Source organism: Bacteroides sp. 1_1_30 (assembly GCF_020982715.1).
Taxonomy (GTDB): Bacteria; Bacteroidota; Bacteroidia; order Bacteroidales; family Bacteroidaceae; genus Bacteroides; species Bacteroides xylanisolvens.
Genome location: NZ_JAJKHN010000036.1, coordinates 15909 through 31050, shown reverse-complemented (window position 1 = coordinate 31050; position 15142 = coordinate 15909). Strand labels below are relative to the sequence as shown.

At 41.9% G+C, this 15142-nt stretch carries 8 protein-coding genes; 4 read left to right on the top strand and 4 right to left on the bottom strand.

Going from position 1 to position 15142, the window contains the following annotated elements; translation table 11 throughout:
* Position 1: 1 nt before the first annotated feature.
* From LPH68_RS12460 to LPH68_RS12445, 4 genes are all read left to right on the top strand, one after another.
* The gene (locus LPH68_RS12460; protein WP_083793673.1) at positions 2-2557 is read left to right on the top strand and encodes a nucleoside hydrolase; all 2556 of its coding nucleotides are present in this window, start codon (positions 2-4) and stop codon (positions 2555-2557) included.
* Positions 2558-2567: 10 nt separating this feature from the next.
* Positions 2568-3572, top strand: a complete 1005-nt coding sequence (locus LPH68_RS12455; protein WP_151923585.1) for a GRP family sugar transporter — start codon at positions 2568-2570, stop codon at positions 3570-3572.
* Positions 3573-3574: 2 nt separating this feature from the next.
* Complete coding sequence (locus tag LPH68_RS12450; protein WP_008776879.1) at positions 3575-5524, top strand: glycoside hydrolase family 97 protein; 1950 nt, start codon at positions 3575-3577, stop codon at positions 5522-5524.
* A gap of 389 nt (positions 5525-5913) precedes the next feature.
* Positions 5914-7263 carry an ammonium transporter gene (locus LPH68_RS12445; RefSeq protein ID WP_008776878.1) on the top strand — a complete coding sequence of 450 codons (1350 nt, stop codon included), beginning with the start codon at positions 5914-5916 and terminating at the stop codon, positions 7261-7263.
* Positions 7264-7543: 280 nt separating this feature from the next.
* Here LPH68_RS12445 and LPH68_RS12440 read toward each other — a convergent pair whose 3' ends face one another.
* The 4 genes from LPH68_RS12440 to LPH68_RS12425 are packed head-to-tail and all read right to left on the bottom strand — an operon-like array spanning position 7544 to position 14886.
* Positions 7544-8563 carry a glycosyl hydrolase family 18 protein gene (locus LPH68_RS12440; protein WP_192923107.1) on the bottom strand — a complete coding sequence of 340 codons (1020 nt, stop codon included), beginning with the start codon at positions 8561-8563 and terminating at the stop codon, positions 7544-7546.
* 12 nt (positions 8564-8575) lie between these two features.
* Positions 8576-10243, bottom strand: a complete 1668-nt coding sequence (locus tag LPH68_RS12435; protein ID WP_008776876.1) for a BACON domain-containing protein — start codon at positions 10241-10243, stop codon at positions 8576-8578.
* A 27-nt stretch (positions 10244-10270) separates the two neighbouring features.
* Positions 10271-11905, bottom strand: coding sequence for a RagB/SusD family nutrient uptake outer membrane protein (locus LPH68_RS12430; protein ID WP_134985513.1), 1635 nt, complete (start codon positions 11903-11905; stop codon positions 10271-10273).
* Between the two features lie 20 nt (positions 11906-11925).
* A complete protein-coding gene (locus tag LPH68_RS12425) occupies positions 11926-14886 on the bottom strand; it encodes a TonB-dependent receptor (protein WP_151923587.1) in 2961 nt (986 codons plus the stop codon).
* Between the last annotated feature and the right edge of the window lie 256 nt (positions 14887-15142).

Genomic DNA, 15142 nt, shown 5'->3' with positions numbered 1-15142 from the left:
AATGAAATCAAACATCAGAAACATATTACTCCTAATGTTATTCGGAACGATATCTGCATGCAGTGAAAAAACCGTGACGGTTTCTTATCAGGAATATCCGAATGCATTCAGGAATCCGATGAAAGGATTCAGGGAATTCTTCGCTCCCGGCATCGACCGGATTAGGGAAGAATATCCCTACCCTTACGGTTCACTGACAAAAGAATATATGCAGTGGAATATGCTCGAAGACGACGCCAATGACGAAGTAGAAAAGATTATCGCTTACAGCAATCATCGCTGGAAAGGAGTGGAAGATATAAACGTCAAAGTAATTCCCCGGGTTTTTCTTGTATGGCTGGAACCCTGGCATGGCGGAAAACCTAAAGACCCCACTAATCCGGATGACTTGACCGGTTGGCACTGGCCCAAAGGAATAACTCCGGAAAAAGGTCCTTATAAACAAAGACCGAACTCCGTGGCCGCCTATGTAGAAGAAAAAGACAAAAATACCCCCATTACCGGGGGATACTTTGACCCTTCTTTTCCTGAACGCGTAAAAAAACTTGTAGAGAAACTCGGACAGGCGTGGGATAACGATCCACGAGTAGCGTATGTAGAAATGGGGATTATCGGAGAATGGGGAGAACACCATGACCCGGATCTCTCAACTTACTGGGCTCCGCACGACGAACCGGAACACGTAGCTAACCGGACATGGATTCCGGGCATGGAAAAGATTCTGGGAGATGCCTTTGCCAAAGCATTCAAGAACAAGAAAGTAATGGTCCGTTATGCCTATGAGTTTAAAGATTACGAATTCGGGATTTATTGGGATTCATGGTCTCAACCCCAAGAGATTGTAAGAGGTTATGAGGAAATGAAGAAGCTGGGTGATCGTTGGAAAACCCAGCCGATAGGAGGAGAAATCACTTGGAACTGGGGAGATTTGGCCCGGTTCAAATCTTTTGAAGAAGTGGTGGCAGATAAAGATACCCGGGAATATGTCATGGAACAGATTCGGAACCTGCACTGCAATCATTTAGGCGGAATCACTTGGGCAGACTTCAACGAGCCGGAGTTCCGGAAAAATGCAGAGATACTGCAAAAAGCCATGGGATACCGGTTCATTATCAATGAGTTCTCTTACCCGAAAGAAATTAAAGCGGGAGCACAATTCCCTATTTCTTTCAAAGTTGTCAACACCGGATCGTCTCCATTCTATTATAACTGGCCGGTAGAAGTAGCTTTACTAGACCCTGAAAGTCATCAAAAAGTGTGGGGAAAAATATTGGAGGGAGTAAACATCTCCGAATGGATGCCGGGAGATAATTGGTCGGTAGATGAGCATAAATACCAGACAGTTCCGGCAACTTATCACATCCGGAAGAATATTTCTATTGATGCCCCCATTGCCAAGGGAAAATATATCCTGGCTTTAACGGTGCTCGATCCGGCCGGTATGCAACCTTCGCTCCGATTTGCCAATGAGAATTATTTCGAAGGCGGTTATCATCCAATGGGCTATATCGGTATTGACGAATCAGTTGCCGATACCCGTCTGAATCCGGATTTATTCTTTGACATTCAAAGTGACAAGTCTTTAAAATATCAATTGAAACAACCCGTTCCCGTGATATTCGACACGGATGTTGGCAATGACATTGACGACGTGCTGGCGATGCAAATGCTATTCAACTATGAGAAAGCCGGAAAAATAGATCTGCTAGGTATCACAATCAGCAAGTCCAATCCTTATTCAATTGAATATATTGACGGATATTGCCGCCTCAACGAGAGGGGAGACATTCCATTGGGATATGCATACAACGGAGCTACTCCCGAAGACGGAGGTTATCTCCGCCAGACTTTGGATACCATTATTGAAGGCAATAAGATATTGCATCCTCAAAGAAGCATAAAAGATAATCTGCCGGAAGGATATAAGTTGTTACGGAAATTACTGGCTTCGCAACCAGATAATTCCGTGGTATTTATTGCCGTAGGACCGGAAACGAACCTTTCACGCCTGCTACACTCGGAAGCCGATGAATACAGTCCTTTGGACGGCAAATCACTCGTTGCCCAAAAAGTGAAACTGTTGTCCGTAATGGGAGGACTCTATGGGAACGAGTTCGATTTCCCCGAATGGAATCTAGTGCAGGATATAAGTGCAGCCCAAACCGTATTCAGCGAATGGCCCACTCCGGTCATTGCAAGCGGCTGGGAACTAGGCAACAAATTGTTGTATCCGCATCAGAGTATCTTGAATGATTTCCCGGACGCTTACAAACATCCTCTTTGTGTATCTTACCAGATATATGACAAAATGCCTTATGACAGGCAAACTTGGGATTTGACCTCTGTCATACAGGCCATAGAGCCGGAGAAGGATTATTTTGAACTGTCAACAAAGGGAACGATTACAATAGACAGTGCAGGACACAGTCTATTTAATGCGTCAGACAAAGGACAACATCAATATCTTATGATTCAAGGAAAAGAGAATATTCAGAGAACATTAGATGCCATTGTCCGCCAAGTGACAGGAAAAGAAGAAAAGAATATAAACCAATAAAGAAAGAGTCATGTTTATAGTCAATAGTTATACATTAGCCATTATCTTTTGCTTCATAACCATGATATGTTGGGGTTCCTGGGGTAACACCCAGAAACTGGCCAGCAAGAACTGGCGTTATGAGCTTTATTACTGGGATTATACGATCGGTATCTTATTATTTGCCTTACTTCTGGTTTTCACACTCGGAAGTTTCGGAGATTCGGGTAGAGGTTTTCTGGAAGATATCCGGCAAGTAGATGCCAGATACATAGTCAGTGCCTTGATCGGAGGAGTTATTTTCAATGCTTCCAACATCTTACTTTCAGCTTCAGTCTCCATTGCCGGAATGGCGGTTGCTTTTCCGCTGGGTGTAGGACTTGCCTTGGTCCTAGGTGTGTTCATCAACTATTTCAGCACTCCCAAAGGAGATCCGTTCTGGTTGTTTACAGGAGTAATCTTGATTGTTATCGCTATCATCTGCAATGGAATAGCGGCAGGCAGACAACAAAAAGAGGGGAATAATAATAGCAAGAAAGGGATTATTCTTGCGGCTATTGCCGGCATACTTATGTCTTTCTTCTACCGTTTTGTGGCTGCTGCCATGGACCTTAACAATTTTGACTCTCCTACTCCGGGCATGGCTACTCCATACACCGCTTTCTTTATATTCTCAATAGGTATCTTCCTGAGTAACTTCCTGTTCAATACAGTTGTTATGAAACGTCCGTTTGTAGGAACTCCGGTAAGCTATAAAGAATATTTTACGGGAAAAGCGGGCACACATCTGGTAGGTATTCTCGGAGGATGTATATGGGGATTGGGAACTGCTTTGAGTTATATAGCCGCAGGAAAAGCGGGAGCTGCCATCTCCTACGCTCTCGGTCAGGGAGCACCTATGATTGCCGCCTTATGGGGTGTATTTATCTGGAAAGAGTTCACCGGTAGTTCCAAATCAACCGACAGGCTTTTAGGAGTCATGTTTATCCTGTTCATCACAGGATTATCATTCATCGTTTTATCCGGAGGAAACTAATTATGAAGATAAACTATATTCTTTTTCTACTGACGGCAGCCTTTTGTTATCCTTCGATAACCGTTGCCAAAATAATTGAGGCCGGTTCGCCGGACAAGAAAAATGTGATAACTATCGAGACTGACAACCAAGTCAGTTACAGCTTATCCCGGAATGGAACAAAGATTCTTGATACTTGCCCGCTCTCACTTACAGTCGGAAACGACACTTGGGGAACAGACAAATGTAGAAAGGTAACTCGCAAGAGCGTTTCGGAGAAAGTGGAATTTATTGTACCGCGTAAATATAAAGAGACAGTGGATAATTATAACCAGGTTGAGCTTATTTACAAAGACTATAAGATCGAATTCAGAGTCTATAATGACGGAGTGGCCTATCGTTTCGTAAGTACTGCGAACAATAAACAACCCGTAAAGAAAGAGTCTGTATCTTTCTGCTTCGGACAGGATCATACCTCGTACACTCTTTTAACCGACCAACTACAAAACTGGTTTGAACAGGATTATACGGTAAAGCCGATCAATGCATTACCCAAAGACAGTTTCTCCGTAGCTCCTGTAATGGTTGAAGTAGACAAATACAAAGTATTATTAGCAGAGGCCAATCTCTATAATTATCCGGGAATGTACTTACAACCCAGCCAAGAATCCTTCCATGGCATTTTTGCCAATTATCCGGATAAGGAAGTGCCATACGAAGGAGATAATAAAATTTACGTCTCCACACGCAAAGACTATCTTATTCCCAACTGCGGGAAACGGGTCTTTCCGTGGCGGGTGACCGGTATCTTCGACAATGCCTCTTCCATATTACAAAGCGAGCTTATATATTTACTCTCCGAAGAGAAGGAGCAAACCGACGACTATACTTGGGTTAAGCCCGGTAAAGTATTATGGGACTGGTGGAATGACCGTAATATCTATCATATAAATTTCAAAAGCGGCATTAACACCGATACATATCTATATCTGGTAGACTATGCAGCCAAACATCACATCGAATATGTCCTGATTGACGAAGGCTGGTCAGCACGTAACGATCTGTTAACCCTCAATCCCGATGTTGACATTCCGCGCATCTGTGAATATGCAACAGAAAAAGGAGTAGGTATCCAATTATGGTCGAAATGGGTGAACATCATGCGACAAATGGATGAGGCTTTTGCACAATTCTACAAATGGGGAGTGAAAGGAGTTAAAATAGATTTTATGGATCGCAATGATGCCAAGATGGTTAACTTCTACGAACAAGTAGCAGCTAAAGCCACTCAATACAAATTATTAGTAGACTTTCACGGTTCTTACCCCAACGAAGGCATGAGGCGCAAATACCCGAACCTGATGACACGCGAAGGCGTGATAGGACTGGAGTATAATAAATGGAGCAAAAGAGCCACGGTTACACATGATGTCATCATACCTTATCTGCGTATGTGGGCAGGTCCAATGGATTATACTCCTGGAGCTATGCTTAATGCACATCCGGAAACCTTCTATGAAAATCAGCATGAACCTATGAGTCAAGGAACGCGTAGTCATCAATTAGCAATGTACGTAGTCTACGAAAGCCCGTTACAAATGATTTCAGATAGCCCAACTAAATATGATGAAAATATTCAAAGCTTCGAATTTATCAAAAATACACCTACCACTTGGGATGAGACAGTCCCTTTGGGAGGAGAAGTAGGTGAATATATAGCTATTGCACGCCGACATAACAATACATGGTATATCGGTGTCATTAACGGAGCTACTCCAAGGCATATTGAGATTGACTTATCCTTCATAGGAAATAGACCGAAAAAAATAAAAGCACACATGGACGGCATAAACGCAGTTCATCAGGCTAAAGACTCACAAGTAAAGGACCAAATCATTGAAAACGATAAAAAGCTTCTCATAGATATGAGCAGAGGAGGAGGATATATAGGTATTATTCATATAGAAAAGTAGCATTTTGGAGTTACTCAAAAGATGATACGAAGTTCTATCAATATCGACCGATGGCTTTTGACCATCGGTCAATTTATATTGTAGATATAACAACAAAGCCATTAATTTTCTGCAATTTCATCTAATGCATCTTCTACCTACTTTACTTCAAAGGTAATTAAATAGTTTATAGCCCACTCAAGTATCCTCTTCTTCTTTCTATATATTCGCACTTTTTACGATCATTATAACACATCATCCACCAATCTACAAACAAAATGTTTTAAAACAAAGATATATTATTTCAATATGTTTCATATCTTTGCACTCAAAATTCAAAAAGATACGTTTACTACCAAAAATAAATCTTTTTGAAACCAATAGTCATTACTAAGCTATAAAAGAATCGTATGAAGAAAAGATGGATTATCATGATGACATTAATGGTCATCATTAGTTTAATCGGCGTTTTTACCCCCGAAACTGCCGGAGTATGGGAACCTGATGAAAAGATGAATACAGCCAACGTGGCCTGGATGATTACCGCAACCATTTTCGTGTTAATGATGACTCCGGGACTTTCCTTTTTTTATGGAGGTATGGTTGGAAAGAAAAACGTAATTTCTACTATTCTTCAGAGTTTTATTGCAATGGGTATTATCAGCGTTATTTGGGTGGTATTCGGATTCAGCCTTGCTTTTGGTGATGATATAGGCGGATTTGTAGGAAACCCTGCTACCTTTTTCATGTTCAATAATGTAGGAGCTAAAGTAAATGAATTCCTGGCACCAACCATTCCTTTGGCGCTCTATGCACTATTTCAAATGAAATTTGCCATTATCACCCCTTCCCTTATCACAGGATCTTTTGCAGAACGCGTCCGTTTTTCCGGATATATGGTGTTCATGATTTTGTTCTGTATCTTTGTATATTGCCCGCTTGCACACTGGACCTGGCATCCTGACGGATTCCTTCGCCAGATGGGAGTTATCGATTTTGCCGGTGGTATCGTTGTGCATGCTTCCTCCGGGGTAGCAGCTTTAGCAGGTGCCATCTTCCTCGGCAACAGAAGGGAACAGACACATACACCTGCAAATATTCCATACGTGATATTAGGAGCATCCATGCTTTGGCTAGGCTGGTTCGGATTCAATGCAGGCTCTTCATTGGCAGCAGACGGAGTTGCTATCAAAGCTTTCCTGAATACAAATACGGCTTCAGCTACCGCCATGCTGGTATGGATATTCTTCGATTGTCTCCGCGGACGTAAACCGTCGGCAATGGGAGCCGCTATCGGTGCTGTGGTGGGTCTTGTAGCCATTACTCCTTCTGCGGGATATGTCACTGTCGGAGAGAGTATTTTTATCGCATTGACGACAACAATGGTCTGCAACATCGCCGTCCACTGGAAAAACCATACGAATGTGGATGATGCATTGGATGTATTCCCTACTCACGGAGTAGGCGGTATCTTCGGAACGATACTTACGGGCGTCTTTGTGCATGGACTGCTAGCCGGAGACGTTAAAGTATTCCTGATTCATATATTGGCAGTAGTTATCGTATGTGCATACAGCTTTATTGTCAGCTACATACTTTACTGGATAACTAACAAAATGATTCCAATGCGCGTATCAGCTAAAAGCGAGGCTATCGGTCTCGACCTTAGTCAGCATGACGAGTCTTACAACTTTGCAGATTTCGGAGAACGGGAATTGGCCGAATATCAGACTGTAAGTGATAAAGAAAAGAAATATTAATCCGGTTTTGCAGGTTCTGATTTTGTAGGAAAAAACAGGAAAAGGAGCTGTCTGACAAGTCCCTTATTAACAATTTCACCCACGCTACAGATAGTTATAGCGTGGGTGATTTTCAATAATCAGGACTTGTCAGACAGCTCCTTTATTACTGGGATAGCCTCTTTTAAAAGCGGGGGATAGAAAAGGCTATATCATCATTTCTAAGGTCGATATTTTTCGCTAAATCAATATTATAATCGATTATCAGACATTTGTATCATCTGTTGAACTTATTCATTTCTCATTTATTTTTCCATTTGTCAGTAACACTCCACATTGGCGGATCGACACTACTGAAATGCCAGAAACCGATTTGAGATATTCCAAGCTCATCAGCGAGTTCGAGTAAAGCTTCCGTACTCCTGGCATCGCTTGCATAAAACAGATGTCGGTTCCCATCAGTTGCATCATACAGGTATATATTTACCTTTTCATAACACAACCAGGTAGGAGAAGGTAAAACCCCACTCACACTATCGGGCACAGATTGGTAAATTTGTCTACCCTTCGTATGTCCAGTCACTGCGTAATCATTCGCATAAGCCGGTAAAGCCATCACCAGTTTATCTTTGGGAATGTGTTTGATCCAGAAAGACATAGCCTCTTTTGTCCACGAATAATCAGAAGTAGGTCCCATACCCATACAATCATCCCGATGTTTGAGTTCGGCTTTGCCTATTCCCGGTGCGAAATACATATCATAACACATCACCCTGACTAAATCACAAGTTCTCGCCAACACCTCCGGGTCATGAAACATTTTTGTCGTTTCATCCTGATACAAAGCCGGATAAAACCCGACACAATGACTTAGCTTCTTCCCGGCAGCGTGGAGTTTCTGTGAAGCGAGTTCCAAAAATCCGGTATACGTATCTTGAACATCGGGACTCAAATGCTCGAAATCCCAATCTATGCCGTCATATCCGTTGGCGTTACACGCATCCACATACCCATCAACAAGTGTTTTTATTTTCTCGGGCGTGCTTATATTCTCTTCACTTCCACCTACAGCCTGATAGACTTCGATATGATTCCGGTGACACTCGTCAATAAAAGATTTCGGGGGATTTCCGAAAACACTGATGGAATTAATGATTTCTTTTACAGGCTCTATATCCTTAAAAGAGTTCCAGTCTTTATAGACAAACCAAGGAAACACTTTTTTCCCGGTGGCAGTAGGTGTTTCCTGCTTGCAGGAAACACTTACCACTACCCATATTGCACAATATGCAACAGTTCTGATAATTTCTGAATACCTCATTATTTACCGGAATTACTCATATACATACTTCTTATACTCAAAATAGTCATATTTGGCAGTATATATACCCTGGGTCTCTTTATCTCCCTGCCATCCACCACCATTGGCAAAGGTTATAAATGAATAACCAAATTGGAACGCCTCGGGTGTATACCAGGTAGTAAATGTCTTCACAACCTCTCCATCTATGATCCATGCCGCCCAATATGCGCCATCTGTATTAAGTCGGAGATCGATAGTCAAAGTGTGCTTACCCGGATCAATAGGAACACCGTAAACTCCCATTGATTCTGTATAGCAACGTACCAGCATCTGACCCGGAACAGGAGGAATTGTACAAGCAGCACGATCGTTTTCCGTGCCAGGGAAAACAAACATAGAGAATGACCTTTCTTCAGCGTTCGTTGCGGCTATATTACCTCCCGCCAACCATTTCTCACCTACACCTATACCAGGTACATCTATCTCCCAAGTATATTTTCCGGCTCCAACAGCTTCTCCGTAAGTCAAATTAGTACCGTTCGGCAAATTCAAGAAACCACCCGATACGCTTCCTCCGGCATTTGTCCATCCGGCAGGTATAACTCCTTCTTCGTCAAAATCCCATCGTGTCGTCGTTCCTTCCGGTTCAGGAGGTAACTGGCCTTCGATAATAGGCTTCATTGAATATTCGTAAGGAACGTATTCAAAATAATCAAATAAAGCATAATTCTCTTGAGTAGCCGCATGGTCGCCCATACCGATAAGATTCTCAACACTGGATATGGCACGGAAATAAGCCTCTTCACCAAAATTCAGTTGAGCTCTTTTCAGCGTCTTGCCATCGACCAGCCATTCGGCCAGGTATTTCTTATTTTCCAACTTCAAATCTAAAACAAATGTATGCCAGGCATCGCCTTTGATAGGTGTATATTCGGAGAAGAAAGGATTTGCCTGACTGGAAACCAGACATAACATATCGTCAGGTCCCGCATTATGTTGACTACGGGCCGCAGACGTACCGGAACAAATTTCAAAATCCAGTTCATGAGTGTCGTCGAAATAGACAAATGCTCCGATACTAGCCCGGTCATTCATCCCAAATTTGGGCACATACACTCTCCATTCATAACGACCGGAACCAAACTGTGTTGTGGTTTGTACTTTAAAACGGTCACCGTTCGTACCTGAATATTCCTCACCCGGCCGTGTATATATTCTTAGTGCTTTCCCGTCTTCGCATTCATCATTGTCTACGATAGTAATCGGATTTATCCCTGCCACAAGTCCCGTCTTTTGCAACCCGGTAAAGTCGCCATAATTATAAATAGTGCCCTTATAACCATCCTGAATAATTGTAATGGTCCGCAGTTCAGCACCTTTCGCCGCAATGGTCAGGGTTGCACCACGTTTGGGACCGTTATTCTTATCTGCAGAAAGAGTAATCGTTCCGTTACCAGTTCCTTCCAAAGGAGATACAGTAAGCCAATTACCACCGCCCTGATCTACTGCCACTTTCCAGTTAGCCTCCGACGTAATGTTTACAGTCTGCATTTCAGTCGGAGCGACCTCGAATGTCAAAGCATCAGCGGAGACTCCGCATGGGACTACCTCTACCTTCTCTTTGAAGCTATCGCCACATGATACCAGAGAGGTGTTACATAATACACCTATTGCTAAATACAAATATCTTAGTTTCATAATGATTGTTGTTTACATTGGTTTCATTCAGTTCTTCAAATTCGGATTAATGGACGAGTCCACAAAAGGACGGGGAAGATACATCTTACTGTCATTCCACGTACCGGATACAGGTACCGCTTCTTTTCTGAATACTCCCGGAGCAACTTCAATCTCTGGATTCAGTTTTCTGTATTCGAAATGATCTTTAATGCGGTTCATGCGGAACATGTCTCTCGCCCTGGTAGCAATGTTACCCCAATAATATCCGGCTATTTCCCAGCCATGTTCGTTATAGGCAGCTTCCGCCAACTCATCATACGACATGGTTGTCTTATAGATATCCCGGTCTGCAACAACAGATCCATTGGCACGATTGCGTACCTCATTCAATAAGTTGACAGCTTCCGTGATACTGCCTGTTTTTGAACGACCTACGGCTTCGGCATACCAGCAATATACTTCTGCCAAGCGAATAATCTGATGCGTCTTTTCTCCATTCTGATTCATCGAAATCTTCGGATTCGTATAATCGAATTCTTCTCCAGTGGTCGTTTCTACTTTCTTCATGAAACAGGGAGCAACAACCACACGCGGCGCTTCCGGATTGGGGTCTTCCCACCAATCACGCAACTTAGTTTCATTCTTCAATATGATTTTCGGGAAATAAGACGCATCTTTGCGTGAGCCTTTCGGGAAATCATACCAGAATTTAATTTCTCCGTTCGTATCTCCCCATCCACCGCCACCATAAGCATAGTCTGCCAGGAAATCGGCTAAAGGAGCATTGGTAAGTGCATCTATTCCCAAATTATAGTAAACACCAAGCAACACTTCAGGATTATTCTTATTATACTCCATCGAATATACTTGCTTGTAATCAGGTAATAGCTTGTAGTAGTAAGTACCTTTCTTCGCAGCATCGATTACTTCTTTTGCCTTTGCAGCGGCCAGTTGATAATATTCTGTTCCTTTGTTCAACGGCCATCCCGCCATTGCCATATACACATAAGCCAATGTTGCTTTTACAGCTCCTTGACTAACAGCAATGTTTACCCCATTCCTTGCATAGGGATCTTTAGTATAATTGGCAGGGACCATTGTTTCTGCCTTTTTCAGGTCAGACACAATCAGTTCATAAATTTCAGGAACGGTTGCCAATGGCATGTTGTAATTGATTTCATCTTTCACAACCATAGGTACCTCTCCCCAAGCCATTACAAAGTAAAAATAAGAATAGGCGCGCCAATAATAAGCTTGTCCAATGGCCGCATCTTTCTCTTCCTGGCTCACCTCCGGAGTTCGTCCGGCATTATCTATAATGAAATTAGCAGCTTTCACCAATCTCCAACGAGCTCCCCACAATTCAGTCACCCAAGTGTTATTGTCCGAAACATTATAAGTATCTACCTCACGCAACCCCTGTTTATTAGCTGCAGGGTGTGTAGAAATATCATCACCCATCACTGATTCGAAACCTGCCCAGATATTTGCATACATATCACTTGCAACTTTGGAATACATTCCATTCAGAGCCAAGTCCAGATCAGCTTTTGAATTGAAGAAATTAGTTACCGCCAACTGCCCTTTAGGATCTTCTGTCAGTAAATCCTGGCAAGACACCATCCAAAGTGCTATCAATGCTAGTCCGACAGATTTGAATATTCTATATATTGTTTTCATATCCATGTATAGTTAAAAGATTAAAAGTTAAGTTTCATACCAAAAGTGAAAGTTCTTGGAACAGGATAAGAGCCCATATCTACGCCATTAAAGCCGTAATCGGATTCACTGTACACTTCTGGGTCCATACCTGTGTATTTCGTTAATGTAAACAGGTTTTGAGCACTGACCGACAATTGAATATCGGCTACTTTCGTTATCTTCTTAGGAATATTATACGTAAGGCTTATATTTTTCAGTTTCACAAATGATGCATCTTCAAGCCAGAAATCGGAATCAGGATAGTTTCTATTATCTGAATTTTTATGACTTGCATACACAGCATCTGCTTTATTGGCTACTTTATCCCAACTTTTGTAATAAGCATCAGATAAAGAGATGAAACGATATACACCTGTCATAGATCCCATCGCATAGCGGCTTACATTCAGTCTATCTTGTCCTAATGCAGCATTGATAAAGAGATTGAGCGTCCAATTTTTCCAAGTAAATGTATTATTCCATCCGAAAGTCCAATTAGGCTCGGCCTGCCCTTTAGTAACCAGATCGTCAGCACCCGGATTGGTTGTCAAACTTCCATTAGATTGATGTTTATACAAGTTGGCGCCCTGGTCATTAAAGTTTGCCCATTCATAAAGATAGAAAGAACCAATCGGATACCCTACTTTTTTAATTTGAATAGGACCACCGCCAATACTTGTATAATTCTCCCCAACGATAAAATCACTACCTGCCAGATCGATTATCTTATTCTTTAAATAAGATGCATTCAGCGATGTTTCCCAACCAAATATATCTTTGTCTGTCAAAGGAGTAGCTGTAATGGTGAATTCAACACCAGAGTTTCTAACTTCACCTTGGTTGACCCAGAAAGAGCCACCTCCGTTATATTGAGGAGCAGGTTTGCGAAGCAACAGGTCCTTAGTATCCTTTCGGAACCATTCGGCTGTAAAACTCAAGCGACCGTCTAAAACACTGGCGTCCAAACCTATGTTATACTGATAGGTGCTTTCCCATGTTACATCCGGTGTAGCGAGATTTCCAGTCCAATAACCGGTATGGATTGCATCGCTACCATAACCGTCATAATTTGTAGGAGCCAACATACCTAATGTTGTGTAAGCACCGATACTTTGATTACCAACAACACCAAAACTGGCTCTTAGTTTCAATTGCTGGACAATGTTTTGTTTACTCATAAAGTTTTCTTTAGCAACATCCCAAGCAACAGCTGCTGACGGAAAATATCCCCATTTATTCTTCTTCTGAAACTTAGATGAACCATCGGCACGGAAAGTACCTGTCAGCATATACTTTCCTTTGTAATTGTACATAATTCGACCAAGCCCGGACACAATAGCTTCTGCGGAATAGCCATTCTCTCCATCGCGTGTCTTTGCATTTTTTGCATTCCAATAACCAACAAACTCATTGGCTAAATCACTTCCGGTCAGTTTTAAATTTCTACCTTCGGCGCCACTTGCTTCAAACACAGCGGTTGCAGTCAAATGATGATCGCCGAAACTTGTGTTATAAGTCACATTATTGGTATTCTGCCAGAAAAGATTCATCCTGCTCGCATTTTCCATACCACTAAGTTGACCGGGTTTTGCTAATGACGAGGTGAAAGAGTAACTCGGAACATGAGAGTAATTAGCAGCACCCTGTACAGACAATGTCAACCCTTTCATTATTTTGAAAGTCAAATCCATATTAGTATTCAAAGCATACACATATGAGTCACCATAATTTGCGACACGTGCACCATAAGGGTTTCCATTTACTGAATTATAAGGGTCCATATTATAAACGCCCGTTACCGGATCTTTCATTTCCATCGTAGGAGAATAGTTCAGAAAGTTCATAATGTCAATGCCCCCATTGTGACTGTGAGTACGTGAAGCATTAATTTTGGTAGAAAGTGTCAACCACTTAGTGAGTTCATTATCCAAATTTATCCGCAACTGTGCACGTTGATACTTGGTCGTGATGGTCATGGCTGTCATATTCAATACATTGGCGGAAATAAGATACTTATTTTTAGCCGTTCCACCCGAAATACCTAATTTATAGTCCTGACTAATACCGGTCTGCAACATCAAATTCTGCCAGTCAATGCCTTTGGAGCCATTCTTATAGGCTTCCATCTCATCATCTGCAAATGAGATACCATTATACTCCTTTAATGCAGTCGCATATTCATAAGCATTCAGTAAGTCATATTTTTTAAGAATGTTCGATACGCCTATAGCCACATCTGCATAAATCTGCACTTTACCTTCCACCCCTTTTTTAGTAGTTACCAATACCACACCATTAGCACCGCGTGAGCCATAAATAGCCGTTGCCGAAGCATCCTTCAGAACTTCAATAGATTGAATGTCAGCTGGATTTACATCCAGTCCACCAGACATAATGCCATCGATGACATACAAGGGGTCATTGCTGGTATTAAGAGAAGTAGTACCACGAACACGAACTTTAACTGTACCACCAGGTAAACCATTTACGCTCGTCACTGCCACACCTGCAGTACGTCCTTGCAGAATATCTTCCACCCGCTTTACCGGCTGATCCTTAAATTGTTTGGAAGAAACAGAAGCCACAGCACCGGTTATATCTGATTTTTTCACTACACCATATCCGATGACCACTACTTCACTCAATTGGTTCTGATCCTCCTGCATTGTAATCTTCAAACTGGTATTCGTTCCCAGTTTAACCTCTTTAGTCACGTATCCGATATAAGAGAATGATAGTGTAGAGCCAACAGGAGCACTAATCGAGAACTTTCCGGAAATATCCGTTACGGTACCAGTTTGTGCATCTTTAAGAGTTACGTTGACACCGATGATAGGTTCATTGCTGTCGGCATCCATAACAGTACCCGAATACTGCTTTGCAACCTGTGCATAAGTAGATGTAACTGCTGCAAAAAGAAATAGTAGCAAGCAGCCAAGCGTTTTTCTTAGATTATCCATATACTTTTCATTTAGTTAGAATATAATAATATTAGATTTTTAGGAATTTTAGATACAAGTCAAGGCATTCAAAATGTTCCCAACATTACTCCGCCACCTCTTCATTCTACAGTTTTAGGATGTATTCATAGTAAATAGTCTTTTTTTTAAGGTTTAATACTATTCCGTATTTAGTGTCAACTATGCAAATATAGGTGCAAAGCGTGGAAATAGAGATCAAATAACATCCATAATTAGTCCGCTACTGTTCAAAAGG

Bases quoted from the DNA above. Each gene is read 5' to 3' on its own strand.
- LPH68_RS12430 (WP_134985513.1), bottom strand. From the start codon at position 11,905: ATGAAAACAATATATAGAATATTCAAATCTGTCGGACTAGCATTGATA.
- LPH68_RS12460 (WP_083793673.1), top strand. From the start codon at position 2: ATGAAATCAAACATCAGAAACATATTACTCCTAATGTTATTCGGAACG.
- LPH68_RS12455 (WP_151923585.1), top strand. From the start codon at position 2,568: ATGTTTATAGTCAATAGTTATACATTAGCCATTATCTTTTGCTTCATA.
- LPH68_RS12435 (WP_008776876.1), bottom strand. From the start codon at position 10,243: ATGAAACTAAGATATTTGTATTTAGCAATAGGTGTATTATGTAACACC.
- LPH68_RS12450 (WP_008776879.1), top strand. From the start codon at position 3,575: ATGAAGATAAACTATATTCTTTTTCTACTGACGGCAGCCTTTTGTTAT.
- LPH68_RS12440 (WP_192923107.1), bottom strand. From the start codon at position 8,563: ATGAGGTATTCAGAAATTATCAGAACTGTTGCATATTGTGCAATATGG.
- LPH68_RS12445 (WP_008776878.1), top strand. From the start codon at position 5,914: ATGAAGAAAAGATGGATTATCATGATGACATTAATGGTCATCATTAGT.
- LPH68_RS12425 (WP_151923587.1), bottom strand. From the start codon at position 14,886: ATGGATAATCTAAGAAAAACGCTTGGCTGCTTGCTACTATTTCTTTTT.